Origin of the sequence: Alteromonas sp. CNT1-28 (genome assembly GCF_022348345.1) — a bacterium.
Lineage (GTDB): Bacteria > Pseudomonadota > Gammaproteobacteria > Enterobacterales > Alteromonadaceae > Alteromonas > Alteromonas macleodii.
The window spans coordinates 19574-45954 of the sequence record NZ_JAKREZ010000020.1 but is presented as its reverse complement, the minus strand read 5'-3'; the positions used below and the strand labels follow the sequence as shown (position 1 = coordinate 45954).

At 45.6% G+C, this 26381-nt stretch carries 20 protein-coding genes; 5 read left to right on the top strand and 15 right to left on the bottom strand.

All coding sequences use genetic code 11. The features are described 5' to 3' along the window. Positions 1-13 precede the first annotated feature (13 nt). From MHN02_RS13335 to MHN02_RS13325, 3 genes are read left to right on the top strand one after another with little or no spacing between them, the layout of a single operon-like run. The gene (locus MHN02_RS13335) at positions 14-2110 is read left to right on the top strand and encodes a 4Fe-4S binding protein (RefSeq protein WP_014977375.1); all 2097 of its coding nucleotides are present in this window, start codon (positions 14-16) and stop codon (positions 2108-2110) included. Then, the gene (gene nosP / locus MHN02_RS13330) at positions 2079-3269 is read left to right on the top strand and encodes a nitric oxide-sensing protein NosP (protein ID WP_014980253.1); all 1191 of its coding nucleotides are present in this window, start codon (positions 2079-2081) and stop codon (positions 3267-3269) included. The genes MHN02_RS13335 and nosP overlap by 32 nt, the downstream gene beginning before the upstream one ends. Next, positions 3256-5769 (top strand): ATP-binding protein, encoded by a 2514-nt coding sequence (locus tag MHN02_RS13325; protein ID WP_239246649.1) that lies wholly within the window; start codon positions 3256-3258, stop codon positions 5767-5769. The genes nosP and MHN02_RS13325 overlap by 14 nt, the downstream gene beginning before the upstream one ends. A gap of 56 nt (positions 5770-5825) precedes the next feature. Here the strand turns inward: MHN02_RS13325 and MHN02_RS13320 are convergent, their stop codons facing one another. From MHN02_RS13320 to MHN02_RS13250, 15 genes are all read right to left on the bottom strand, one after another. After that, a complete protein-coding gene (locus MHN02_RS13320) occupies positions 5826-6485 on the bottom strand; it encodes a response regulator transcription factor (protein ID WP_014950680.1) in 660 nt (219 codons plus the stop codon). Positions 6486-6757: 272 nt separating this feature from the next. Beyond that, complete coding sequence (locus tag MHN02_RS13315) at positions 6758-7618, bottom strand: hypothetical protein (protein WP_239246647.1); 861 nt, start codon at positions 7616-7618, stop codon at positions 6758-6760. Between the two features lie 200 nt (positions 7619-7818). Continuing rightward, positions 7819-9048 (bottom strand): porin, encoded by a 1230-nt coding sequence (locus MHN02_RS13310; RefSeq protein ID WP_014980250.1) that lies wholly within the window; start codon positions 9046-9048, stop codon positions 7819-7821. A gap of 281 nt (positions 9049-9329) precedes the next feature. Then, positions 9330-11825, bottom strand: a complete 2496-nt coding sequence (locus MHN02_RS13305; protein ID WP_239246645.1) for a TonB-dependent receptor — start codon at positions 11823-11825, stop codon at positions 9330-9332. 121 nt (positions 11826-11946) lie between these two features. Then, positions 11947-13821 carry an insulinase family protein gene (locus MHN02_RS13300; RefSeq protein WP_239246643.1) on the bottom strand — a complete coding sequence of 625 codons (1875 nt, stop codon included), beginning with the start codon at positions 13819-13821 and terminating at the stop codon, positions 11947-11949. An 87-nt stretch (positions 13822-13908) separates the two neighbouring features. Further along, positions 13909-15069 (bottom strand): pyrroloquinoline quinone biosynthesis protein PqqE, encoded by a 1161-nt coding sequence (pqqE, locus tag MHN02_RS13295; protein WP_239246641.1) that lies wholly within the window; start codon positions 15067-15069, stop codon positions 13909-13911. After that, complete coding sequence (gene pqqD / locus MHN02_RS13290) at positions 15059-15448, bottom strand: pyrroloquinoline quinone biosynthesis peptide chaperone PqqD (RefSeq protein ID WP_075176734.1); 390 nt, start codon at positions 15446-15448, stop codon at positions 15059-15061. The genes pqqE and pqqD overlap by 11 nt, the downstream gene beginning before the upstream one ends. Continuing rightward, entirely contained in the window at positions 15448-16203 is a 756-nt protein-coding gene (pqqC, locus tag MHN02_RS13285) for a pyrroloquinoline-quinone synthase PqqC (protein ID WP_076012934.1), read from the bottom strand. Before pqqC ends, pqqD begins: the two co-directional genes overlap by 1 nt. 2 nt (positions 16204-16205) lie before the next feature. Then, the gene (gene pqqB / locus MHN02_RS13280; RefSeq protein WP_014950672.1) at positions 16206-17126 is read right to left on the bottom strand and encodes a pyrroloquinoline quinone biosynthesis protein PqqB; all 921 of its coding nucleotides are present in this window, start codon (positions 17124-17126) and stop codon (positions 16206-16208) included. Positions 17127-17198: 72 nt separating this feature from the next. After that, a complete protein-coding gene (gene pqqA / locus MHN02_RS13275; RefSeq protein WP_071953288.1) occupies positions 17199-17270 on the bottom strand; it encodes a pyrroloquinoline quinone precursor peptide PqqA in 72 nt (23 codons plus the stop codon). A gap of 104 nt (positions 17271-17374) precedes the next feature. Further along, positions 17375-19234, bottom strand: a complete 1860-nt coding sequence (locus MHN02_RS13270; RefSeq protein ID WP_239246639.1) for a leucyl aminopeptidase — start codon at positions 19232-19234, stop codon at positions 17375-17377. Continuing rightward, entirely contained in the window at positions 19231-20013 is a 783-nt protein-coding gene (locus MHN02_RS13265; protein ID WP_015068005.1) for an ABC transporter permease, read from the bottom strand. The genes MHN02_RS13270 and MHN02_RS13265 overlap by 4 nt, the downstream gene beginning before the upstream one ends. Next, positions 20013-20735 carry an ATP-binding cassette domain-containing protein gene (locus MHN02_RS13260; RefSeq protein ID WP_014977362.1) on the bottom strand — a complete coding sequence of 241 codons (723 nt, stop codon included), beginning with the start codon at positions 20733-20735 and terminating at the stop codon, positions 20013-20015. Before MHN02_RS13260 ends, MHN02_RS13265 begins: the two co-directional genes overlap by 1 nt. After that, on the bottom strand, positions 20726-21709 hold the full coding sequence (locus MHN02_RS13255; RefSeq protein WP_239246633.1) for a PQQ-dependent catabolism-associated beta-propeller protein: 984 nt from the start codon (positions 21707-21709) through the stop codon (positions 20726-20728). Before MHN02_RS13255 ends, MHN02_RS13260 begins: the two co-directional genes overlap by 10 nt. After that, a complete protein-coding gene (locus MHN02_RS13250; protein WP_239246630.1) occupies positions 21706-23055 on the bottom strand; it encodes a hypothetical protein in 1350 nt (449 codons plus the stop codon). Before MHN02_RS13250 ends, MHN02_RS13255 begins: the two co-directional genes overlap by 4 nt. A 184-nt stretch (positions 23056-23239) precedes the next feature. Here MHN02_RS13250 and MHN02_RS13245 point away from each other — a divergent pair, with 184 nt between their 5' ends. Together MHN02_RS13245 and MHN02_RS13240 are read left to right on the top strand one after the other, a co-directional pair. Further along, positions 23240-24148 carry an ABC transporter substrate-binding protein gene (locus tag MHN02_RS13245; protein WP_239246627.1) on the top strand — a complete coding sequence of 303 codons (909 nt, stop codon included), beginning with the start codon at positions 23240-23242 and terminating at the stop codon, positions 24146-24148. A gap of 294 nt (positions 24149-24442) precedes the next feature. Further along, positions 24443-26230 carry a PQQ-dependent methanol/ethanol family dehydrogenase gene (locus tag MHN02_RS13240; RefSeq protein ID WP_239246624.1) on the top strand — a complete coding sequence of 596 codons (1788 nt, stop codon included), beginning with the start codon at positions 24443-24445 and terminating at the stop codon, positions 26228-26230. Positions 26231-26381 lie beyond the last annotated feature (151 nt).

The following is a 26381-nucleotide window of genomic DNA, read 5'->3' as shown; positions in this document are numbered from 1 at the left end:
GCCCGCTACTTTTATGCGCATCGCATTTTCCTCAATCATTTTCTTGCTGTTTCTCAGCACCAATGTGTTGGCGCAGTCTGACGCGACAGACATTCCACAAGACATTTACAAAATATTTCCCAACGCTACACGCGTGGGGGAGATGCACACTGACATCAAGGTAACCCCGGTCTATCAGCTTCAGCAACTACTCGGATATGTTTTTGAGTCGAATGACTTTGTCGACTTCATAGGCTTTTCAGGCAAACCGGTTAATGTGGTGATTGGGCTAGATACACAAGGCAATGTGGTCGATCTTTTCGTCAAGCAGCATAGCGAGCCGATTTTTTTGCACGGGCTTGGCGAGAAATCCATGTTTGATTTCGTTGCTCAATATCAAGGGCACAGTGTCAAAGAACGTTTTATCATTGGTGGGAAAAGCAATGTAGGCAAAGACGCTACCTACTTTGATGGAGTTACGAAAGCCACCGTATCGGTGCTGGTTATCAACGATACCATCGTGACATCTGCATTAGCCGTTGCCAGAGCTAAGCTCGATGGCTTTGTTGCGCCTAGCAACAATATTATCAATCCAGACTTTTACGAACCTCTTAATTTTAGCGAATTGGTGGACAAGGGCTACATTCAAAAGCACCAGATTACTCAGCAAAATACCGAAGGGCTTTCGAGAGAAGTGGTTCGGGCGGTTGACGATATTCAAAGCGAGCTTGCTCTTGATGGTGACATCATTGCCGAACACTACTATGCGTTTTTAAGTCTTCCTATTGTGGGGAAAAACCTGCTGGATGAAGAGGAATTTGCTCGGTTACAGGAAAATCTAAATCCGGGTGAAATGGCACTGATGGTACTGAATACGAAAGGGTTCAGTTTTATCAGCGATGAGTTTATTCCCCAAACCACACCTGAGCATTTACGGGTGTCTCAAGGCGGCTTTCCCACAGCTATCCGCGATATCGATTTTTATAGCTTCTATGACCCCGCATTTTCACAAGCATTGCCCGACTACAACGAGATCAAAGTACTTCGAGTAAAATCGAAAGGTGGGCTGTCACTTGACCAAGAAATGGAAATAGCGATTAGTGTGCCGTTTAAGCCGAGTTTCTTCGAGCAAGATGAGCATCTGTTCCCTTTGAAAGTGACACTGCCTAGTGAACTATTTATGGAAAATCCTGAGGCTCAGTTAGCGAAGCCCATTCCGTTGTGGCAGAAAATTTGGAGGGACAGAACCTTAACGATAAGCACCACCGTTGTTTATCTTGTAGCGCTGTCGTTGTTTTTTGCATTCCAGCAAAGGCTAACGCCTTACACCAAGTTTGTGCATACAGTACGGGCATTTTCCCTTGTGTTCGTGCTGTTTTTTATTGGCTTTTACGCTCAAGGGCAACTGTCTGTTGTCAACATATACACGCTGCTACTGGATATTGTCGACGGATTTTCCTTAGAGGTATATCTTCTCGACCCGGTCATTTTTATTTTGTGGAGCTTTGTATTTGTCTCGTTGTTTATCGTTGGGCGGGGACTATTTTGCGGCTGGCTTTGCCCCTTCGGAGCACTCCAGGAAATGATGGGAATACTGGCTGAAAAGCTCAGGATAAAACAAATTAGAATTAAGCCACAGCACCACAAACGGGCACAAAAAATTAAATATGGGTTGCTTATAGGGCTTGTTGCGTGCTCATTCTATTCGCTAAACCTTGCAGAGAAGCTCGCTGAGATAGAGCCGTTCAAAACGTCCATAACTCTACACTTTGTTCGATATTGGCCTTTTGTACTGTATTCGGTTTTATTGCTGCTACTTAGTTTAAAAATTCATAAAGTGTACTGCCGCTATTTATGTCCGTTGGGAGCGGGGCTTGCCATTTTGGGGCGTTTCCCTTTAGTTAAATTGCTTACACGTAAAGATGCCTGTGGTAATCCGTGTCAGCTGTGCAAACAAAAGAAATGTGGTATTGATGCTATAGAACAAGACGGCAGCATTGACTATGCTGAATGTATTCAGTGCCTTGAGTGTGTGGTTACGTTAGATAACCCTGACTTGTGCAAAATCGATAAATATAAAAAGAAAAAGGTGCCAACGCGTGTCAAAAACCTCAATCCTGTCCGCACTTAGTCAACCTGCTAATAGCAAGGTTAACGATGACAACCATTCTAGTTTATACGGTGCTAAAGAAGCCTGCCGTGATGTGGCCAATGAGATTTTAGCCAACGTTAAGTGCGATGAAATAGAGCTATTACTCTTTCATACCAGCACGCTGTTTGACTTAGACACCGTAGCAAAGGAAATCTCCGCACGTTTTCCGCACGTGAATATTGTTGGCTGCACCAGTGCTGGAGAATTTAATAAAAATGGGTACGGAACAGAAAAACTTTTGGCCGTCGCGTTTTTGAAAAACGAATTTTCTATTGCTACAGCATTGGTGCCTAATTTAGGCGAAGTAAACTTTGATGAAGCCCACGATATTGCCAGTGGTTTGCGCCGAGCCTTACAGGGGAGGGAGCGTCGTTACGATACAGAGCAGCACTTCGTTATTTCTGTGCTCGATGGACTTACCCGCCATGAGGAACATTTTCTAGAAACCTTTGCGACTGCATTTGGCAATATCCCACACTTAGGCGGTAGCGCCGGCGACGATTTAAAGCTTGAAGCCACCTATGTGTTTTACAACGGTGAATTTCATCGAGACGCTGCAGTATTGCTGCTTGTTGGCACGGGAAAGCCCTTCACCGTGTTCTCCATTGATCACATTAACTCTCCCGTATCGAAGCTGGTGGTCACCCACGCCGACCCTGAGTCGCGAACCGTGTATGAAATAAACGGTGAACCTGCTGCGCAGTATTACGCCAGTTTATTGGGAATGAAAGCTGAAGACTTAACGCCGGATGTGTTTTCCATGTTTCCCCTTGCAGTGATGGTAGGGGGCAAATATTTCATCCGCTCTATTCAAAAAGTAGATTTGGCCACTAACGCCATTACCTTCTACTGCGCGGTAGATATTGGCATTATTCTTACATTTGTTCAGCTGGGTGACTGCATTGAAGCATTAGAAAGTAAACTAGACAAGCTGCGCGCTCAGCTTGGCGAGCCCGAATTTGTCTATGCTTGCGATTGCTTTTTGAGAAGGCTCGAAATTCAACAGGGCAAAAACGACCACGAAATAAGACGGCTACAGCAAAGGTACAATGTCGCGGGCTTCAATGCCTATGGCGAGCATATTCACTCGGTTCACTTGAACCAAACGTTTACGGGGGTGTATTTTGCAGCCCAATAATCAATTTACCGACGTGGAAGCGCTCCAAAAGGCCCTTTACGAGCAACGGCGTGAAAACGAAAAGCTTGAAAAAATAAACGCAGCGCTGATGTATCGCATGGAAGAGGGCGGTTTTAATCATCACAGCTACCGCGCCTTCGAACATTCGGTTCAACTTTCTGAAAAAGTGAGTCAGAAAACCGAAGAACTGCAGTCAGTACTGCAAAAGCTGGAGCAGTCAAACGCCGAACTGGTGCGGGCTCACGAAGAAACCCATCAGGTTAAACAGCGTTTACACGACGCCATTGAAAGCACTAATCAGGCGATGGTGTTGCTAGATAGACTGGGCGGGATCATCTTCTTTAATCGGCACTTTGAAACTGTTTGGGATGACCTTTCCATTACCCCTAAAATTGGCGATAACTATTACGATATCACCCAAGCTGCCAAGCATTCCGGGGTTATTCGCCGCGCCCTACCTGCTGATGTCGAAGGCAGGATGATCTATCAGTTGTCGAACCGGCGATGGTATCAGCTGACCAATCGACCCACGCAAGAAGGCGGGAACGTTATTCTGTTTAACGACATCACTGAAGTAAAACTGCTTGAATCGAATCGTTACGAGCAAGTCATTAAAGAGAAAAACAAGCTGTTGCAAAGCCTTATCGATAATATTGATGTTGGAATATTGCTCATTGATAAAGAAGGTGGCATTGCGTTTTGGAATAACACGTTTTTGACCCAGTCAAACGTGCCCCAGCACGTACTGGTAAACAGTAAGAATATTTATGCCCTTCAAAATAACCGTCACTGGAGCGGGCTCAACTTAAACCCGGTGGGGCCAAGTACACAGATTATCCACGAGCAACTGGTGGTTGAACGCAACATCACTACACTGCCCGACGGCAATACGCTGTGCACGTTCACCAATGTTACATCGCAGCATCACTACGCAGAAACGCTGAAGCAAAACGAAAGCTGGATCCGCATGATAACCGATAATGTACCGGCGCTTATTGCTTACATTGGTACCGATAAAAAGTTTCAATACACCAATAAAGGTTATCGCGATTGGTATGGCGTTAGTGAGCAAGACATTAATGATATGCCTATGGATCGAAGCCATCTGAAAGAGGTTTACCCCAATCTTATTCAGTACTTGCGCCGTGTTAACCAAGGCGAAGTGGTGAGCTTTCAAAGCAAAGAAAAAAATGCTCATGGCGACGTTGGCTTTTTACAGAAAGTTTATTTGCCTCATTTCAATGAATCCGGCGATATCACCGGGCACTTTGTCTTGGCAACAGACGTGTCGCAGCAGGTAGAAAGCCAACTCCAGCTTAAAGCGGCTAAAGACCAATTAGAATCGAATGTAGAAAAGCGTACCCGTGAACTCAATCACGCCAACATCGCCCTTCAAGAAGCGATTGATTCAAAGAGCAAATTTTTGGCAGCTATTAGCCACGATCTTATGCAGCCCCTTAGCGCTGCGATCTTGTTCAACGAAACATTGAAAGATCAAGTGGATAGTTCATCCAGCCCCATTGTTGCCGCCCTCGATAATTCACTGTCTGATTTACATGGCCTTATTCGCACGCTTATTGAAACATCCAAACTGGACGCTGGGGTGTTACAGCCCGATAAGCAGCAAGAAAATGTATTGCCGTTACTTATGCAGCTAGCCGAAGAGTTTACGCATATCAGTAAAGACTACAGTGTAGATTTTCGCTATCGCTTGAAAGAAGCCTTCGTGGTGACAGACGTGAACTTACTTTCTCGAATATTGCGAAATTTTTTAATAAATGCAATGAAATACGGTGCCAACGGCAAGGTGTTACTGGCAGCGCGAAAGGTGAATGAGAACCTAGAAATTAGCATCTATGATCAAGGTGTGGGTATAAGCGAAGACGATCAGAAAGTTATTTTTAAAGAGTTTTCCAGGTTAGAAAACGATTTTAACTACTCTTACAGTTTGGGTCTGGGATTATACATTGTAGATAAAATGAGTAAGTTGCTAGAGCACGATATTCGAGTGCGCTCGAAAGAGGGCGTAGGCGCGTGCTTCACGGTGACCATTCCTATTACCGAAGTGTGTGATACGAGCCAGGAGCAAGACTATCTTTATACTTTGGAGCCATCGTTACCAGATTACGTTTTGGATAAGCATATATGGCATATTGATAACGATGCGAATATGCGCATTGCTATGCAAACGTTGTTCGCAAACTGGGACATGGAAGTAGACACTTTCTCAGGTTTTGAACAATGCAGTGCTGTAAATAATGGCAGTTTTGACGAGTGCGACATGCTTATTGTCGATTACCACCTAGATGAAGAAGAAACCGGTTTAGACATTGCGAAACGCGTAAGAAAAATCGCGCCTTCAATGCCCATTATGATTTGCACCGCTAATCACTCAAAAGCATTAGCGAATGAACTTGAAGGCACCGACATTCAGCTGCTGCACAAACCTGTTAACTCCGCGGTGCTGAAGGCGGCGCTAGTCTCTAGTTTGAATGGCTAAAAGTAAACGTGTCTAAGACCTATTAATCTTCGGTGCACAGCAAAGATCAACAGATCTTAATTAAATACGTACTGGTTAAAGTCGATATTCGCGGCACTGGCCACAACCTTTACTCGGTTGCTGGCGCCTAATTTTTTGAGAATAGATGAGACGTGAGACTTAACCGTGGTTTCAGAAATATTAAGCTCGTAGGCAATCACTTTATTGGCTAACCCTTGAGTTAGATATTTCAGTACAGTCAGCTCTTTTCGTGTTAATGAACGAATTTGCTCCGGCGAAATACCGTTGTCATTGGTCATGCGTGTTCTGGTAGACGGCGTTCTCAATATCTCTGATGGTAAACACACGTTCCCTTCAAAAATACTCTCGATAGATGTGGCGATTTCTTCAATCTTGCTGCTTTTTGAAATAAAGCCAACGGCACCATAAGAAATGGTTTGCAGTATATTTTGCTTTTCCGTTTCAGCGGAAATAATCACTACAGGTACGTTAGGGTGTTGGTTTCGAATTTCTAAAAGTCCGTTTAGGCCACAGGTTTCCGGCATATTTAAATCAAGCATGATTAAGTCGAACTTCGCGTCTTGCTCTAGTAACGTTAACGCTTCAGAAATTGAATTGGCTTCGAGGGTTTCTGAGTCGGGAAACTTTTTCCCTAAAATGGTAATCATTGCGTGACGAAAAATAGGGTGGTCGTCAATTATCAAGATACGGTGCATGGTCTTTCCCTCAGCTAAAAAAGCGACATTTGCCGCTGGCCTTGTGACTTATTTGGGCTGGCGTTTTATTCACACATAAGCCTTTTATTAAGACAAAATTATGGCGTAAATGAAACGCTTCAAAGTGACCAAGTTCCCCGAAATATTAAAAGCTAAACAGTCACTTCACGTGTTTACAATGTTAACATTAATATAACATCAAATCAGGCCTAATAAGACCAATGGCTTATAATAAAAAAGCACGTAAGACCAGTACTGACGGGACTTTCGTTCTATAACTCGTCAAGTAACTGCCTTCTTTTTTCGGCGTATTCTGTTTCGCTAATTAGTTTCGCCTCTTTTAGTGCGTCTAACCGTTTAAAACGAGCAACGATATCGTTTTCTGCTGGTAAGGGGGCCGAGCCAGCTACGTCTTTCTTACTGGGTGTGTTTTCCCTATTCGCTGGGGAAAGTGTTTCCTTTTCTACAGGTGCTTCAAATGCCAGCTGAGTCGGTGCGACCACCCAATCGAAGCGATTTTTCGTTTTCAGTTCTATACCAGGTGCGGAAAAAGAGAGTGGGGAATCGAATGAGAACTTTGCTTGTTTGCGATTACCAAAATCAAAGTCGTATTTTACCAAGCCCTGAGAAGTAGGATCGTAAGCCATTTCGTAGGCTTTATTGGCTACTTTATCGAACTCGCCAATAAGAATATTGAGCTGGTCGTCTGCAACGAAAATACTGCCTGCAACGTAATACGTTTGGGTTTTAAGGCCTGCCAAATAGCGCTTCTCTTTACTAAGGGCAAAAATTACGTCTTGCTGAGCAGTCGCTGTTCGCAGCGCCTCAGGCAGATAGGCGGCAAGTAACGCAACCTGTTCGTTGGAAAAAAGCGGTGTTGACGTATTTTTGTTCTTAACCACCTGAATAGCGCTAAGTATGGCGGATACACCCTGCTCTTGCAGCGTAAAGGGGTGCTGGTTGGCACGCATGTCACTGTCTGTTTCGTTTTGCTTTTCAACAAGGCGAATAAAATTGTTTTTGTCCTCCTGAAATATGACCTGTGCGTCTGCGATATGTACTGTCGTTATGAAGAGTAGGGCTAACAGAATGGGTTGAGCTGAACGTAATGAAAATAGAGATATATTTTTCATGATCTTTCCTTTTTCAATAGGAAAAGCGAGAGTGAATCTCGCTTTTTTATGTCATATCTTTTAGCTTAATTTTAATTTCTTAATTAAGTGTAAAATTAATCAGTTTTTTATCATTAATTAAATGAATCGAGTAATTTTTAAGTTTCAGAGTAATTAGATATAAGTTCAATGTTAAAATATGACTGATTTTTAATTCTAAATTAAAAGAACACAGTGCCACCTAGTTGAATTAGGGTTAAGTCTTCTGCGCTGTTATAAATTCCTTGCGCAGATTCTGAACCATCAATATCTAAACTTAGATTTTCGTATTTCGCGTACACCAAGAAGCGCGATCCAAAATATTGTTCTGCTGCAACGCCCCACTGACTAAGCTCTGAGCCGGTAACGCCATCTAAATGAGCCATGCCGTATTGGTCGTTATAACTGGCATATTCAGCATAGAAAGCAGAATCACCAAAGCGATTAAACTGTTTTCTTATGCCTGCTTTAAAGTAATAAGCATCTGTATCGTCACCCGACCCAACAATCGCATCGTCAGCTTCTTCCATCTGATAAGTGGCTACCCCAAATACTCCTGACTCAATATGCATGAGCCCTGCTTGCAGTTGCAGCGTAGTTGAACTGTTGCCCCCAACATTGCTACCGCCATCTTTATTCACTGAGTAACCTGCATGAAGGTTAGTTTTGAAGCCTTCGTGCTCAGCCGCATACTTAACCGCAATATCGTAAATTTCGTCGTTTGCATAACCGACCGCAATACTCACGTTACCCATTTGAGGGAGATCGTAGCGCACGCCGTTGCGATATATGCCGTTACAGTCGATACCAATACCCAAGCCAGGCGTAGCCAAGCACTGAGCAAATTGACCCCATGCGACATTGGTTGAACCTTCTTCTACGCCTCGAATAAAGAAGCCATTTGCTCTAAATAATGGAGAAATTCCCGACCAGATTGTGCCAGAAGGATCGGCTAGAACGGCAATGTTATCGGTGGGAAGGCTTTGTAAACCAATGGTGATTTTACCCCAGTCGCCACCAAAGTAGAGGCTACTACCCAACAGGCCTATGTCGCCGCCATTGAAGGTGTCTAAGTTATCCTGATTGGCAAATAAAAGCGGGGTTTGATGGCCACCACCGGCGTAGTTCGGTGCACCTGAAAGAGGTTCAATAATGACCTCAAAGCCCACGTCCATGCCTTGTTCTTCCAGTTTATAGTTTCCTGAAAGCGTGATCCGGCTGCCTAACGTTGTACCATTGTCTGAAAGTTGTGCCACATCACTACCCACACCGTCGTCGTAATAGGTTAAGCCTTCATTTATCCATCCAGAGATATTCCATGAATAGGGCTCGTCCTGGGCAAAACTATGGCTACTGACTGTGCTTAAAATGGCAATAGATAAACAGGTTTTTGTAAATGTATTCTTTTTCATTTTACTGTCCCAATATTGGTAGTGTTGATTAATTACAGTGGCTTTTTATTTTTATTTTTGACTGGTTTTAATGCTTTCGGTGTCCAGTAAATTGATAATAGGTTCTATTGAATTTTGAACCATCGGCCGTAAGGCGTGTTAATCTCCTTCTTTAGTAGCGGGAAAATTAAAGGTATAAATCATAAAAAACGCGACTACTGTTAAAAAGTAAGTCGCGTTTTTTTGGTTTTTGTTCAGCTTTTGTGTGGATAAAATCGCGTGTGGTAACAACTGCTATCTGATTAGAATCTCGCTTTTAGATTTACACTGACCATTCGCGGTTGTGCGGGGCCTACGAACTCTGCACCTTCTACGTCGGGATAAATGTCTTCTAATACCTCATCAGCCTCGCCATACGTGCCAAAGGTTTCATAGTCTTTGTCGAACACATTGTTCACACGTAGCGATGCGGTAAATGTGTCGTTGAACCGGTACGATGCATAAATGTTTGCAATAACGTATCCGTCAATCTTTTCGTTTTCGTTAGCCTCATCGCCCCTAAAGTACTGACTAGATGCTGAAATAACTTCTGCCCCCAAACGCGCTTTATCCGTTAAGGCGTAATCTGCGTAGAGCTTGACTAAATGCTCTGGCTGGCCTGGAATTTTGTCACCTGGTGTTACGAGTCTGTCTGGACCCTGAGGGTTAAAGGGGCTAAACGACGTGAATGTTGATTCATAGGTTGCGTTAAGATAGTTGTAGTTTAACCGGTAGGTTAGTTTTTCCCACGTTGAACCTACGCTGAATTCTACGCCCTGACGCTGGGTTTCATCAACGTTAATAAAGTATCCGCGAGAGGCAACAGAGCCAGCTTGTTGGAAAATAATGTCATCCTTACTCCTACTATGAAAAACATTTAGCATCAGGTCGATGTTATCAATGCGTGTGGTGTAGTTTGCTTCAATAGTCTGGGTGACCACCTGATCAAGAGGAGGATCGGCCACAAAACCGTTCGGTAAGCGGCAAGGGTCGTCTTCATCTGCACAGCTTAACTCTGCTGGGCTTGGCGTTCTTGAAGACTGGCTGATTGCAAGATTCAACTGGCTTTGCTCATCAATAGTAATGTCTACACCTACCGCTGGGTTAAATTGGGTAAAACGGTGATTGCCGTCCAATGAACCTTCACCGTCATCAATCAGGTCTTCCATAACAATATGGTCTCGGTTAAAACGTCCACCAAGATTGAGTGATACGGCTGAAGAGAGCTGTGTACTATTCATGAAAAATAGCGACCATGCGGTGGTGTCTACATCTAATCTAACCCTGGCTTCTTGTGCCATGAGCCCGTCGATGGGTAAAACGGTGCGTGAGTCTTGTGCAGATTCGTTTTCCAAAATAGCAAATGTAGTATCAGCGGCGTAGTTAACATCTCCTTTGGTGTAGCTGGCACCAACAATTAACTCTGAACTGAAGCCGCTTAAGGCATATTGTTTTGCTAGCTGAAAAGATAACCCAGTAGCTTTGGCGTCTGTCCGGCCCGTATTGTATGTTCCATCAAGTTCATCTGCGTCCACATCTGATATTTCGGCAAGCGCGGTGTCGTCATCAAAGCCAATGAATTCAACCGCTTCTATATCGTCGCCTTCGCCTACAACAGGCAAATCATCGTCATCATCGTCGTCGCCATCATCATCACTATCAAGCGGAGCATCATCATCATCGTCGTCATCATCTTCAAATTCACACAGTGTTACGCGTCCATCAGCGAACTGGCAGGCACCAAAATCACTGTCATCGCCGTTGATTGATTGAGTTTGTGTGTCGCGATAAAACATATTGGCGGTTAAAGATAAGGTGTCAGTTAAAACGAAATCACCGGTTATATTAACGTGCGTAAGTTCGTTGTTGGTCTGATCGGGGTGGGTGTAGACCGCTTCTCTTCCTTCAATATCCAGCAGTTCAATTGGCGACGCACCATTTCCGAGTAACTCGTTATCGGCCATAAAGAGGTTCATGTCGAGATGCATTTTGTCACTTTTATAGGCAAGCGATGTAAATACTTGCTGCACTTCAGATGGCGAATAGTCACGCCAGCCATCTTCCTCATAATGATTCAGGTTCACGTAATACGCCCAGTGATCGTTATGACCACCTGATTCCACAGACGCGGCTTTCTGGCCGAATTGTCCAGCCTGTAAATCTATTTCGTTGGCGTTGAAGCTAAACCCTGTTTTCGTTCTTAGCGCAAGGGCGCCGCCTAGCGTGTTTTGGCCAAACAGAGGGTTTGAACCAGAGTACAAAGAAACGGTATCTATAGCATCTAGAGGCATTAGGTCCCAATGCACAGTATCGCCAAACGCTTCATTAACCCGACCGCCGTTTAAGTACACCGAAATGCCCTGAGGTAGACCAAGCAGCGGAGAGGCAGTAAACCCGCGGTATTGCAGATCGGGTTGAAACGGATTGTTTTGAACATCGTTTAGGTTCACGCTTGCCAGTTGAGTTTTGAGTAGCTCCGGTAGTGAACGGTTGACGCTCCCTTCAATATCGTCTTGAGTGAGTGTCTGAACGTTACCAAATACAGCAGAGTTATTGCTGTTGGCGCTAAGCGGTGTCGCTCCCTGTACCTCTATAACCTCGTAGTGGTCCATTGCATCGTTAGCTTCTGCAGCAGAGCTAAACGCATAGGTTACAGCGCTTGCAATAATCGCAAGAGCAAATGGTGAACGGGCAAGTTGATGTGTTGGGGATTGTGCAACGTTTTGGCTAGAGCTTTTAGTAGAAATTCGCGTAGGCATGGTCTTGACTGCTTCGTTATTATTTATACTTTCAGTATTGCCTTAACCATTCCCTAAAAATATCCTCCTTAAGTGGGAGGAAGTATCATAAATTGGTAGCAGTGTTTTTTCCCGAATTTCCCTATATGGGCATCGACAAAATCGTATTGCACCAGCTTTTACGCTCTTTGATATTTGTATCGCTTGCACCAAACAAATACAGGTTATTTTCATAAGTCGCAGCGCCCAGTGCATAGCATTCCCCTGAGGTTCTTGGTTGCCAAAAAAGCTGATCAGCCAATACCTTGTGTAGTCTTGCCTGTTGATAGAAAGCAATGCGATACACCCAGTGCGAGGCTGAATAACGAGAGACTGAATTTAGAGGCACTGACTCTACTGTTGTGGAAGGGGACGGGTTTAAAAATGGTGCTAAATGCGAAGCAATTTGCTCCGCGTTAAATCGCGCTAAAGCAGTGGTGTTTCTAGCGAGGGGGTGTAACAACCGTGGGAGCGAAGGCAAGTTCTCTAAAGTAATAAAATGTTGGTACTTGGAAACAAGACGAGGTATGAAAACCGCTTGGTCGATATTGGGAGCGCTGGCTCGCGCGGAAAAGTCTTTGCGTGCCTTTCTAATCCGCTCGAGAGCGATTGACTTTTCAGGTGAAGGTAGAGCCCCCAAATAGGAGTGCGATACCTTATTAGCACTCGCCAAATAAGCGCTTTTGGTGGCACAATCTTTGGCGGCACGCTCGTTCAAAGACAACCCATTCGTTAATTGCGCAAAATAACGAATGGCTACACCTACACCTTCTGCGTGTTTATCAGTGTCTGGCATCGGGTTTGAAGGCGCGATATCTAATGAGGCGAGACACGTGGATACGACATCTTTTAGTCGTTCCAACTCTTGATTATTACTACCCTTTGTTTGCTTATGTGTCAGTTTTTTTGAAAGCCTTGGTGCAGCTTCTCTTGAAAACTCTCTTGCTTCTTCTTTAATCGCTTCTTTTGTGACGAGGCGAATTGCAAAGTTACCTTGTTGATTAATTTCGGGGTCAATAAATAAGGTGTTTTCAGGGCCTGCTACAGTGTTAAGCGTTGCTTCTTGCTTCTGTAAACCATTTAGAAAGCACTGAGGAAACCACCAGGTTAATACATGCCTTATTGATTCGTTTTCGCCATTTATTGTTTGTGCATCAAGAGAGGCTTCTTTGTCTGAATGTGAGTGTTCGCGTTGAGGTGGGTGCTGATTCAGAGGGGCGTCTCTGTTCAGGGTTGGACCTTCGCTTAAAGCCGCTTTCTCGCTCAAGGCTGCTTTCTCGCTCAAGGCTGTTTCCGCGCTCAGGGCTGTTTTTTCGCTCAAGGCTGTTTCAGCGCTCAAGGCTGTTTCCACGCTCTGCGCTTTCATTGAGCTCAGGGTTTTCATTGCGCTCAGGGCTGTAACAACCTCTTTGCACTGTTCGAAAAATAGGGGGGAATCACTGTAAACCAGCGTAGTAATATTGTTTGGCTGATACCACAGGCGTTTGTAGTCTTGAAGCGCTTGAATACTGTTGCTGCCTATGGTTTGTGTAAAACCACCTGCGTGTTGATAGGCATTTTTATCGGTATCGGTTAATCGAATAGCGGCGTTTAATGCATAGTCGCTGTTTGCCTCTAACATGGCGAGCTCGTTAAAAATAACCCCGTCACGCTCTAAGATAACCTCATCGGTACCGTAATCCCGGTTAAGCAGGCCACAGTACAGGTAATTTACAGCATCAAGCAGCACGTTCGCTTTTTCAGACGAAGCGAAAAAGAACGTGTACTCGGCGAGTGTGGTAGCGTTAATAGTGACGGGCAGAAGTGTATTGGCCGTAAAAAGCTCGTGGGCAGCGGGGTATTGGTGAGAGCGTCGAAAGCTCATGTGCTCAGCTAAATGAGACAACCCAGTGTGGCCTGCTGCAGGGGTTCTTAGCGCAAAAACAACGCTATGTACTTTTGACCCAGAGCCGGCATCAATGAAATGAAATTCAGACATACACTTTTATCATTACGGGTTTACAGTCTCTCTTACCACTCAGCGCTCACCATTTCGTACTCGCCACATAGTATTTTTCCTAAACACTTAGCTTGATGTATTTACTTCTAGGATGGGAATCGGCTTTTCCACCTTCCGATACTGTAGTGCCTTCGACGGTGCAGTACCTGCTTTATCGGTAATGCCTTTCATCAAATGGTGATCGGGCGACTTGCTGCAAACCGGATCCGTCTTATACATATCACCTGTTAGCAGGTACGCCTGACACCGGCAGCCGCCAAAGTCTTTGTCTTTTTCATCGCAGTCCCTACAGGGCGACGGCATCCAACTGTCGCCACGGAAATGATTAAAGCTAAAGTCTTGGTGCCAAATATCGTGCAACGAGCGTTCTTTTACATTGGGAAAACGAAGGGGCAATATCTTTGCGCTATGACACGGAAGGGCACTGCCATCTGGCGTTACGGTTAAAAACGTCGTGCCCCAGCCATTCATGCACGCCTTAGGGCGAGATTCGTAGTAGTCGGGCGACACAAATATGAAGGTTGGCCCTTTACCGTTTTGCTGCGCTCGGTAGCGGTTCACTGCGGCTTCAGCTTCCTGTAGCTGCTGTGAGGTAGGTAAAAGATGGTCTCTATTTTCATAGGCCCAGCCGTAATACTGCACGGTAGCTAGCTCGACAAAATCAGCGTTCAGCTGCTCGCTGAGCGCCATCACGTCTTCTATTTCGTGAATGTTCTGCGCGGTAATGCAGAAGTTAAGCACCATAGGATAGTTGTATTGTTTTACCAACTTCGCAATTTTAAGTTTTTGTTCAAATGAGTGACGCTTGTTGCCTATTAAGTCGTTGACTTCAGCATTGGCTGCCTGAAAGCTCAGCTGAATGTGGTCAAGGCCGGCTTCTTTGAGTTTGGCAATACGTTTTTCTGTCATGCCAATGCCAGAGGTGATCAAGTTGGTGTAAAAACCCAAAGCCCGCGCATAAGCGACCAAGTGCTCTAAGTCTTTTCGAAGCAATGGCTCTCCGCCAGAAAAGCCCAATTGCACGGCGCCCATTTCCCGCGCTTCACGCAGCACACGCTCCCAATGCTCAGTAGAGAGCTCATTAAATGTTTCTTCCATGTTTACTGGGTTTGAGCAATAGGGGCAATGCAATGGGCACTGATAAGTAATTTCGGCTAGGAGCCATAGCGGAGGCGTTATGCTATTTGGTTCGTCGGTTTGTAAATCAACGTCTGTATCATTCGTCATAGCGGATCCACTTCTTTTGCTCGGCATGAACCAGAAATGCATGAACATCTTCTTCTAAATCTTCAGGTGCATCAGGGAACGCCTGGCGAAGCTCAGCACAAATGGCATTTTCCGTATTGCTGCCATCCACACGCTTAAGAATTTCTGCCGCAGAAGGATTAAGTTTGATCATTCCTTCGGGGAACAACAAAACATAACAACCCTGAGCTTTCTCGTACTGCATGCGAAAAAGCGGATTTAAAGAAGCTATTTTGTCTCTTGTGCGGCCGCCCTCGTTGTTGTGACTGCTGCTATTTTCAATGTTATCTTCCACGTTATCAGCACCGACGCTATCAGCATCTAAGTGGTGCTCGGTTTGTGATTGTAAATTCGACATCATTAAAACCTCCCTATATGGCACACCCGCTGGTCGGCAATACCATCAAACGGCTTTCTCTTATATTCATAGGCAAAGCAAATGGCATCAGCAATGCTCCACAAAATATCAATTTTGAACTGCAGTATATTGAGCGCATGTTCTTGCTGTTGTCGGGTAACAAAGTGGTCAAGGGTAATCTGCAGGCCATGCTCTACATCACGGCGCGCCTGACTTAACCGCATTTGAAAGTAGGTAAAGCCTTCACTATCAATCCATGTATAGTGCCTAGGCCAGGTATCTAATCGGCTTTGATGTATTTCAGGGGCGAACATTTCAGTTAACGATGAGCAGGCAGCCTCTTCCCACGACGCACGGCGGGCAAAATTCACATAGGCATTTACTGCAAATTTAACCGCTGGCAACAGGTGGGTTTCATCAAGTAATTCACTGCGGTTCAAGCCTACCGCTTCGCCTAACCGCAACCAGGCTTCTATGCCGCCCAGTCCGTCTTCACCTTCCCGTCCATCGTGATCGATAATTCGTTGGATCCAAGTTCTGCGTACCGATTGATCTTCGCAATTCGCTAAAATTGCCGCGTCTTTAACCGGTATCGCCATTTGATAATACAGTCGGTTGGCCACCCAACCCTGAATCTCATCAACGCTGCAGTGTCCTTCATTCATGCGTTTATGAAACGGGTGATGAATATGGTAGTAAGCGCCTTTTTCTCTCAGTTTTTGTTCGAATTCTTGTCTAGACCATGCGTGTTCTGTCATTACTACACCTCAATTTCCATACCGTCGTAAGCCAATTCAATGCCTTGCTCACACAGGCTGTGATAAGCACTGGAGTCTTCGTCAAGCACGCGATTAGTGTTGTTGATATGAATAAGTACTTTACGCTCAACGTTAAATTCATTTAGCAGCGCAATGGCTCCGCCCTTTCCATTAACCGGCATGTGTCCCATATCAGTGCCCAGCTTGTTGCTAAAGCCGTGATCGATCATTTCTTCATTGGCCCACAGCGTACCGTCAAATAGCACGCAGTGGGATTCGCGCATCACCTGTTTTACTGTGTCGTTTGCCTGCATACATCCCGGCGCGTAAAAAAGCACGTTGCCCGTGGTATCGTCAGTTATCTTCAGGCCGATATTGTTGCCCGGCACAATGTTGTCGCGATACGTCGAATAAGGGGGCGCATTAGACTCTAATACCACAGGTTGGAAAGTCAGGCCTTCTGCCCCTTTTGGTACAAAGCGTTGATGATAATCGGTATTAATTGAATGCTGCTGTAGTCCGCCGTGCCAGTGTTTTAATACGGTAAAAAGCGGGAAGCTGGTGGTTAGGTCTTCGGCCACAACATCGGTACAATAAACGGGAAGGGGTAAGCCTTCGCGCAATGTTAGCAGGCCTGTAGTATGGTCTATTTGACTGTCGGTAAGCACAATTGCGCTTATGCGTGTGCCGCGAGACACATGGGCGTCGGGCCACAGCTGCGGATGGCTATTTATCTGCTCCCTTAAATCGGGGGAGGCATTAATGAGAACCCAATTTTTACCATCGCTACTGACAGCAATGCTCGACTGTGTTCTACCTTTCGCCTTTATTTTACCTTCGCGTAAACCCTTACAATTGGGGCAGTGGCAGTTCCATTGCGGAAATCCACCCCCGGCGGCAGCACCAAGAATCAATACGTGCATAACAACTCCATACTACAAGTAAAAAAAGGCTGCATCGGCAGCCTTTTTGTTCATCATCCCAGAGGGCGTTGCCTAGCGGTTATTGATGTAAAGAGTTACTTCAAAACCAAGGCGCATTTCTGTGTATTGGGGTTTAGTCCACATAATTGTTCCTCTTCTTTATGATTAAACGCATGACTGAGTATATGTTGAATATGTGTTAACAGATATCCTCCTAAGGGAGGAGAACTGTCATGAATTTTGATGATTTATTGATTATTTTTGATTGCGCAACTGCTTAAGTAAGATAACAGCAAAGGAATAGGGCGGCCGGTTGCCGATAACGATTTGGTGTAGGTAAAAGCGGTTCCTGCTACATCGAGGTGAGCCCATGGCGTGCCGTCAGCAAAGCGAGAGAGAAAGCAGCCTGCCGAAATAGCACCGGGAGAGTTTATACCCGCATTCATCATATCCGCGTGCTGAGAGGTAATGGCGTCTTGATATTCTGGCCAAAGTGGGAAAGGCCAGCACCTGTCGTTAGCCAGTTCACCCGCTTCAACTAACGCACTTTCAAGCGCTGGAGCGTTGCTAAAAAGTGCAGTGGCTTTGTGCCCCAGTGCGCTAATGGTCGCGCCGGTTAGGGTTGCAATATCAATAATAACCGAGGGGGAGAACTGTTTCGCGTAGCTGATTGCGTCGGCCATAAGCATACGCCCTTCTGCATCGGTGCTCATGACTTCCACGGTTTTTCCTGAGTGCATAGTAATGATGTCACCCGGGCGATAGGCTTTGCCATCAATCGCATTATCAGCGCTCGCCACAATACCAATAATATTTATATTTAACCCCAGTGTGGCAACCGCCTGAATGACGCCCAATACACAGCCAGCGCCTGCCATGTCGTAAATCATATGGCGCATATCAGGGCTGCGTTTTAACGTTATGCCGCCGCTGTCAAAGGTTACACCTTTGCCAATTAACACTACTGGCGGTGAATTCTCTAAACCTTTGGCTGTGTAGCGAAGAATAGGCATGGTGGCAGCGAACTGTGAACCTGCGTTTACCGCTAAATACCCGTTCATGCCTAACTGCTTTAGCGCACTTTCATTGAGTATATCGCAAGACACCGTATTAAAGGTTTGCGCCAGATGCTGAGCTTGTTCGGCCAGGTAATCTGGCGTACATAAGTTGGCTGGCATGTGGGCGAGATCTTTAGCCCACGTCATCGCGGCATTCAGGGCTGATTCATAGCGGATAGTGTGTGAAACGAGACGCTTTTGCGCGTTATTAAAATGCTTGGCATCTAATGCAAGAGACAGCGTGCTCCTAATATCAAGTGCTTGGTTAATTGCTTCATTAGTTGCGGCGTTTTTTTCAACACTAGTTGCGTTGTTGTTGCCATCGCGGGCTCGACTGCTAGAAACCGAACGATTATTCGTCTTATAGCCCTTAAAGTGATAACCGTGCTTGAAATAGCTTCTAAGTAGCGCACTCAGAAATGGTGAGTGGCTTGCAATGGTGTTAACAGGGTCATTGCTTGCTGTTTCAGTGGTAGAAAGCGCCATAAACGACAGTTTTTCCAAGGTTCCCGACACGCTTTTAAGCTTTTTAAACAATGCATCGAACTGCTGTTCTAAGTAGCGAAATGCTGGCGCGTTAGTTTGCTTCAAGTCACAGGTGCTTTTTGAATTAAACGCGGAGTTTGAATCGCTAGCGTAGCTTGAGCGGTTAACTATGGCAGGGTCATTAGTTTTAGATAAAGTCGAGGCACGGCTAGAGGCGTTGGGTGCATCTGACGCTTCAAAAAGCGCAAAATCGACACCATAAAACAGCACCCGTTTTACATCAGCTAATTGTTGGCTAATTTTGTTTTGTCCGCTGTTTTCAGTGTCTGAGATGTAACTTGTTTTAAACGCCTTAAGGCCTTGTATTAATACACATTGGCCTTTATTTCCTGCAAAACCTTCATCGTCAAAAACCTGCTCAATGTATGTCTTAGCGGGTGTTGAAAAGTGAAAGAGTTGGCTCGCTAATAACTCGGGCGTAGTTAAAATAAGTAAGCAGTCACTATCGTCTAACGTTTCAACTTTATTGCTTTCATTAGCCCAGGTTAGGTTTGCTTTTATCACGAGAAGCGCCCTTTTGAGGCTTTGGGGCGAAAGCTTCTCACAGCGAAAATAAAAGTGATAGCCGTAAGACAAAGTACAACGGCTAGCGCGTTGTGTTCGAGTTTTTCATAGAGCGCAAATCGCAGTAATTCTACGCCGCTACTAAAGGGGTTAAAGGCGCAAATCTGATACAGCCATTCGCTGGCTTCACGCATTTTCCAAAGCGGGTATAGGGCGCTTGATAGAAAGAACAACGGGAAAATGACAAAGTTCATGACCCCGGCAAAGTTCTCTAGCTGCTTAATATAGTTTGCCAGTAATAATCCTAACGAACCTAAAAACAATGACAGTAGTGCAATAACAGGCAACGCATAAACGTATCCCAACGCAGATAGGCGTACATCCAGTAAAAGCGCAAAGGCAAAGAAGATGTACACCTGAATAGCGCTTACCAAGGTGTTGGCTATAAGCTTGCTGCCTAGCAGAAAAGGGCGGGGAACCGGGCTTAACAGCAGTACTTTCATGCTGCCCATTTCTCTGTCGTACACCATGGACAATGAACTTTGCATACTATTAAAAAGCACAATCATGGCGGCAAGCCCAGGTACAATGTACTCTTCGTACAAAATATAACTCTCGTAAGGCTCGGTCATTGAAAGACCGAGGGCCGAACGAAACCCTGCGGCAAAAACAAATAGCCAAAGCAGCGGGCGCACCAATGCACTTAACAGGCGTGTACGTTGCTGCCAGAACTTCAGCATCTCTCGGGTAAGTACACCCACAAAACAGCGCCAATACATCAGGAGCCTTCCTGCATCAAATGCTGCCAAAGGTGCTCAATATCCTGTTGATGATACTTGGCTAACAAGGCTTCACATTGGTCGTGGGCTAACACTCGTCCTTTTGATAAGACTATCAAGTTGTTGTTGTGCTTCACTTCTTCAAATAAATGCGTGGCCCATAGTACACTTACGTTTTGCGAATGAGCGAGTGCTTGTACTACCCGCAAAATAAGATGACGGGATTCTATATCTAAGCCAACGGTAGGCTCGTCTAGTAGCAGCAAGGATGGCTTGTGAATAAGGCAGCGAGCTAACTCGACCCGACGTCTGTGCCCGCCATTTAAGTTTCTAATTTTTGTGTTGAGCTTAGTTGTAAGATCGAGCTCGTCGAGCAGGCCTTGAATATGAGATAGCGCGCTAGTGGTACTTATGCCGTGGAGCGAAGCAAAGTAGGACAAATTTTGTTTCACTGATAAGTCGATATCTAAGGTACTTTGCTGAAATACCACGCCCATTTTCGCCATAATACTTGTGCGAGATTGAGACAGGGTAGCACCATCAAAGGTAATACTGCCTTGCGTGAGTTTTTGAAGGCCCGTAATAAGCGCAAATAAGGTACTTTTGCCTGCGCCATTTGGCCCAAGCAGCATGGTTAAGCCTGGTTTTAGGCAAAGATTTATATTGTCCAGCGCGTGGTGGCCGCCGTACTGATGTGAAACCGCTTGAACCGCTATTTCCATTTAACCGCCACGCCCCAAGGGTAACGCCCCACTTTTACCGTATGCTCTACGTTTAACGAGTGGGTATTGATGACAGAAACATCACCGCTCACACCGTTAGTGGTCAGCAATAAAGACTGATCTTGATTAAACGCTAATTGCCACACTCGTCGCCCAACCAAAATGTAGTCTTCCACTTCAAAGGTATTGGTATTGATGACCGCTATGCGATTCGCTGGGCCAAGCGCCACGAAGGCGTAGGGCTTGTCTTTCATAAGCACAATACCCACTGGCTGAACCTTGTCGCGATAAACGCCTTTAATGGCAAAGGAAAGGGTCTTCACTTTTTGCTTAGTAGCAGTATCGAAAATACTAACGGTGCCACCTATTTCCGAGCTTACCCAAAGGTACTTGTCATCTTTAGTAAAGTGAGCATCTCTGGGTCTTGCATCAACCAAGCTATTTGCAATATTTTCATGCGTTTGGGTATCTATCCAGTGCACCATGTTAGTGGTTTCTGATGTGACGACCATCATGCTGCCGTCGTGACTCACAGCCAGCCCCTCAGGCTCTACGCCTACATCTATCTGAGAAATGACCTGAGCCGTTGGAATGTCGATAACAGTAAGAAGGGCATCGTCTTCATTAGCTGTGTAAATAGTGGTGCCGTTAGGATGTAATGCTATGGTTTCAGGATCTGCACCTGAGGGAAGATCGCCCACTATGGAATGGGTAGACAAATCCATAATTTGAATGCGATCAGCATCAGAGGCACAGATATACGCGTGGGACTGGTCTGCACTTAAAATAAACCCTCGGGGTCGCTCTCCAACCTCGATAGTTTCAACCACATCAAATGTCGTCATATCAATGACAGATAGCGTGTTGTCTTTTTCGTTAGTGACATACGCTTGAGGAAGTGCAAAAGCTTGAGGAAGTGAAAAGGCAAAGGTTGCCATTAAACTGCCAAGCAAGAGTGCAAAGCGATAGCTCATAACTTGTCCTTACAGGTAGTGTGTGTTGCGCCTAATGTGTCCAGTTCGTTGGTTTGGTGCAAAAAGCCTTCAAGGGGCGCATGAGTCACCAGTGCGTCTTCGTGGGCCAGCGCAATAGGCTGACGAAATTGGTGGGTGTAGGGACGAATAGAAAGGGGACGGCCTTTATAGGCACCCAGCGTGTAGTCGTCGCTAAGCAAGGTTTTAAGTATTCCCTGCTGCGTTAAATCGCTTCCTTGCTGCGCAGCATTTGCCACCGCCGTTACCGCAAGATACGCGGCGAAGTCGACTTCATTCATGTGTCTGTTAAACGTATCGTTAAAACGGCTTTGAAGCTGACGGGCGCCCCATTGTTCGTGGGTAAAGTGCCAACCTAGTGCTTTTAGGCCGGCAGCGCCTACCACAGGTACGGGATAATAGGTGTTAAAGGGTAGGCTATACGCGAATTGCGCCGCGCTATCGGCGGTAAAAACAGCCTGATAGGTTTCTCTTGTTCGCGTAAATTGAGGAATTTCAGCAAAGGCAGCCCTGCGTAAATCAAAACTGTCCTGCCACTGTTTAGTTTCAACAAGTGAAAGCTTGAATTTCTTAGCGCTGCGTTTGAACGCGGCTAGGTATGCAGCATCGTCAGCGGTTTTTCCGTAAACTGCAAATATCTCGTCAATACGCTTAGTGCGAAACCACTGGGCTAGCGCGTCGGCTTTCATCTGATAACTGGGGATTGTATGAAACAAGGGCAGGCGACATGAATTTTGTCTCAGCAGATCATCGCTATTAGCTACGTTAAAAAATACGGCATTAGGAAGCGTGCTTTGAATATTGGCAATCAACTGCTCAATTGAGGCAGCCTTTACCTTATCACTGCTTCGCATGTCCAGTAGTACAACGGGTGCAATGTTGCCTTGCTGATTGCTGCTTATTTCTTTGTGATTTGCGTTAGCACTTGAACTAGAGTGCTGGTGTGTTTTAGCTAAAGAAGCTTGCAGTTCGCCGATAGAAGGCACACTGATTTCAGTTAACTCAAACTGATAACCAAGAAATTTTCCCGTGATATTGGCATCCTCTATCGCCACACTTGCGCCAGCTGTCCCCTCATTGCTGGGGGACTTTAAATAGTCTGGTGTGCCTGGTGGAGGTGTGCCCGCAACTTTTATGTAAATGACCACAATAGTGGCAAAAGAGGCCTGAGGTGCAGCTTGTTGGGCCTTAGAAGATTGCGCTTCATTAAATGCGAGCGCGCTGTTTAATAACGACAACAGAACGCAGCAAAAAAGTGACGCTACACACTTTTGATAACGCTTACCGGTTAATCGTCTTTCAACCGTGCTTTTTACACCCTTTGCCATATACCACCCCGAGCTCAGCTGCATGCTTTTGCTGATATCTGTTTGTCTGACATAAGGGTATATGGCAATTTTCCCGAAGAACATCCTCCTAAAGGAGGAATGCTATGGCGCTAAAGTAGCATTAGTAAAATCACGCTAACCCCTTAGTATGCTTAAGAAGTTCGATTGAATAAGTGGGTAAGCTGTGCAGTTAGTTAAACCTTTTCGAGTTATTTTCACTTTACTCTGCCTGATAACGGTTTCTGCGCTTTCTGCGTTCGGAGAAGCAAGATCGTTAGACGATATTAAAGACAGCGGTTTAATTAGAATTGCGGTGTACACCGACTATCCTCCATTTTCATTTATTGAAAACGACAGCCCCACAGGTATTGATATTGATATCGCCCGTGAAATCGCGAGCGCCCTTGGTGTTGAGCTAGAACTGATATGGATGACACCTGGTGAAACGACAGAGGACGATTTCAGAAATTACCTATGGAAGGGCCATATAATTCACCGCATTAAGGCCGATGTGATGATGCGCGCGCCTTACGACCCAAGCTTTTCTCAAAAACGTGACGACGTGGGCTTGTTGGTTAATGAGCTTGTTCATATGTTTGCCCCCTATCAGCGTGAAAGCTGGCAAATCATTCACAACACGCAAACCTTGCCCGAAGTGGAAACCATGGGCATGTTTCAGTATCACACGATTGGTGCGGAAATAGACAGCATTCCCCACTTTTACTTAACGTCAGCGTTTGGCGGCCGATTGCGAGAAAAAACATCGCACTATGGTTCAAACGCAGAAGCGATTGACGCAATGAAAGCAGGAACCGTCGAAGCGGTAATGGGATTGCGCTCGCAAATATCCTACCTCAGTCAGTTTGTCGATAATGAGCAATATCGCCTTGCAAGCAACGCGTTTCCGCTTATTGGAAAGCAAAAGTGGGATATAGGACTTGCTGTTCATACTAATTATCGCGCGCTAGGCTATGAAATTGGTGACGTAATTACGCGAATGGTGGTAGAGGGTGATATGCAACGGTTATTTGAGAAATACAAAACCATTTATGAGATGCCGCCCTATTTTGCGGGGCAAGAGCTTTCAGAATAAGCGCACTCTGAACAACAGCGTTCAGAACGAAAGCACTTTGGGCAATACTTCTGTGGCTATCAGCTTTATTATCTTAAGCACTGCTATCAGTATTGGAAGAACGCATTACTTTAAAAAGAAGTGAAAGCGTAAAGGTGTTAAACAAAAGGGAAAATAGCCCTTCATTCCTCCTCCTAAAGGAGGAGTCAAATCACTCCGCTGTTGCATAGGCATCGACATCCCCCCTAGCTATGCTAATCCTAACGAATAGTCTGAAACAGACCATTTATGGCCTACATGCAACTAGGAACCGTTATGAATAATAATATGCCAATTAAAAAACTTGCCCTATCTATGCTGGTTTGTGCAAGTGCGTTAACTCCTGTCCATGCTGTTGTCACCGACAAAGATATTCAAAATGACCACGTTACCACTGACGACGTAGTGACGTATGGAATGGGCTTGAAAGCTCAGCGCTATAGCCCGCTAACCGCCATTAACCGCGATACAGTAGAAGAAGTACGTCCTGTGTGGGCGTTTTCATTAGGTGGTGAAAAGCAGCGGGGTCAAGAATCGCAGCCTCTGGTAAAAGATGGTGTGATGTATGTAACCGGATCTTACTCTCGTGTGTGGGCCATCGATGCGAGAACTGGTGAAGAGCTATGGCAATATGAAGCGCGTTTGCCAGACGGCATTATGCCTTGCTGTGACGTGATAAACCGTGGCGTTGCGCTTTACGATAATCTGGTCATATTTGGCACCTTGGATGCCAAGTTAGTAGCACTGGATAAAGACACGGGCAAAACCGTTTGGAAGAAAAAGGTTGAAGACTATCGAGCGGGCTACGCCATTACTGCAGCGCCTATTGTAGTTGACGGAAAAGTCATTACAGGGATTTCCGGTGGTGAGTTCGGGATCGTCGGTAAAGTGTATGCTTACGACGCGAAGTCTGGCAAACAGCTATGGGTTAGACCTACCGTTGAAGGGCACATGGGGTACATATGGAAAGACGGTAAGAAAACCGAAAATGGTATTTCAGGTGGCGCGCCAGGTAAAACATGGCCTGCTGATTTATGGAAAACCGGTGGTGCAGCAACGTGGCTAGGTGGTACTTACGACTCAGATACAGGCTTGCTATTTTTCGGTACGGGTAACCCTGCACCGTGGAACTCTCACCTACGTCCGGGCGATAACTACTTCTCGTCGTCGCGCTTAGCTATCGACCCTAATACAGGAAAAATTGTGTGGCACTTCCAAACCACACCACACGATGGCTGGGACTTCGATGGCGTAAACGAGCTTATCTCGTTTGACTACCAGGAAAACGGCAAGACAGTGAAAGCGGCGGCAACCGCCGACAGAAACGGCTTTTTCTACGTCCTTAACCGCGAAAACGGTGACTTCATTCGCGGCTTCCCGTTTGTTGATAAATTAAACTGGGCAAAGGGACTGGATGAAAAAGGTCGACCTATCTACATTGAAGAAAATCGCCCAGGAAGCCCAGCGCAATCAGCTGATGGTAAACAAGGTGCACAGGTTGTCGCTCGCCCTGCGTTCTTAGGTGGTAAAAACTGGATGCCAATGGCCTATTCAAAGGATACTGAACTCTTTTATGTGCCTTCAAACGAATGGGAAATGGATATCTGGAACGAGCCTACCTCTTACAAGAAAGGTGCAGCGTACCTAGGTGCTGGTTTCACCATCAAATCAGTGAATGAGGACTTTATCGGCGTACTTAAAGCGATTGACCCTAAAACAGGTAAAACCGTTTGGCGCTACAACAACTTCTCTCCACTTTGGGGCGGCGTGTTAACCACAGGTGGTGGTTTGGTTTGGACCGGTAACCCTGAAGGTTATCTGATGGCCTTTGACGACAAAACCGGCGAAATGGTTTACAAGTTCCAAACTGGCTCAGGTATTGTTGGCTCTCCAGTGACATGGGAGATGGATGGTGAGCAGTACATCTCTGTACTATCAGGATGGGGCGGCGCAGTGCCATTATGGGGCGGTGAAGTTGCTAAACGTGTGAAGCACTTCAACCAAGGCGGCACCGTGTGGACGTTTAAATTGCCCAAGCGCTATCAGCAGGTGGCAAAAAACTAACCTTAGCTGAGCAGTAAACAGTGATTAATACATGGCCAGCGCCTAGGTGCGCTGGCCTTTTTTTCTTCACCTATTCATTTACCTGTTGGCAAGGTAAGTCTTCATCATTCTTATGGGCGTTATTTCGACTCTGACTTTAGCACTAACGTTG

Bases quoted from the DNA above. Each gene is read 5' to 3' on its own strand.
- MHN02_RS13335 (WP_014977375.1), top strand. From the start codon at position 14: ATGCGCATCGCATTTTCCTCAATCATTTTCTTGCTGTTTCTCAGCACC.
- MHN02_RS13320 (WP_014950680.1), bottom strand. From the start codon at position 6,485: ATGCACCGTATCTTGATAATTGACGACCACCCTATTTTTCGTCACGCA.
- MHN02_RS13315 (WP_239246647.1), bottom strand. From the start codon at position 7,618: ATGAAAAATATATCTCTATTTTCATTACGTTCAGCTCAACCCATTCTG.
- MHN02_RS13310 (WP_014980250.1), bottom strand. From the start codon at position 9,048: ATGAAAAAGAATACATTTACAAAAACCTGTTTATCTATTGCCATTTTA.
- MHN02_RS13305 (WP_239246645.1), bottom strand. From the start codon at position 11,825: ATGCCTACGCGAATTTCTACTAAAAGCTCTAGCCAAAACGTTGCACAA.
- MHN02_RS13300 (WP_239246643.1), bottom strand. From the start codon at position 13,821: ATGTCTGAATTTCATTTCATTGATGCCGGCTCTGGGTCAAAAGTACAT.
- pqqE (WP_239246641.1), bottom strand. From the start codon at position 15,069: ATGACGAATGATACAGACGTTGATTTACAAACCGACGAACCAAATAGC.
- pqqD (WP_075176734.1), bottom strand. From the start codon at position 15,448: ATGATGTCGAATTTACAATCACAAACCGAGCACCACTTAGATGCTGAT.
- pqqC (WP_076012934.1), bottom strand. From the start codon at position 16,203: ATGACAGAACACGCATGGTCTAGACAAGAATTCGAACAAAAACTGAGA.
- pqqB (WP_014950672.1), bottom strand. From the start codon at position 17,126: ATGCACGTATTGATTCTTGGTGCTGCCGCCGGGGGTGGATTTCCGCAA.
- MHN02_RS13265 (WP_015068005.1), bottom strand. From the start codon at position 20,013: ATGTATTGGCGCTGTTTTGTGGGTGTACTTACCCGAGAGATGCTGAAG.
- MHN02_RS13260 (WP_014977362.1), bottom strand. From the start codon at position 20,735: ATGGAAATAGCGGTTCAAGCGGTTTCACATCAGTACGGCGGCCACCAC.
- MHN02_RS13255 (WP_239246633.1), bottom strand. From the start codon at position 21,709: ATGAGCTATCGCTTTGCACTCTTGCTTGGCAGTTTAATGGCAACCTTT.
- MHN02_RS13250 (WP_239246630.1), bottom strand. From the start codon at position 23,055: ATGGCAAAGGGTGTAAAAAGCACGGTTGAAAGACGATTAACCGGTAAG.
- MHN02_RS13240 (WP_239246624.1), top strand. From the start codon at position 24,443: ATGAATAATAATATGCCAATTAAAAAACTTGCCCTATCTATGCTGGTT.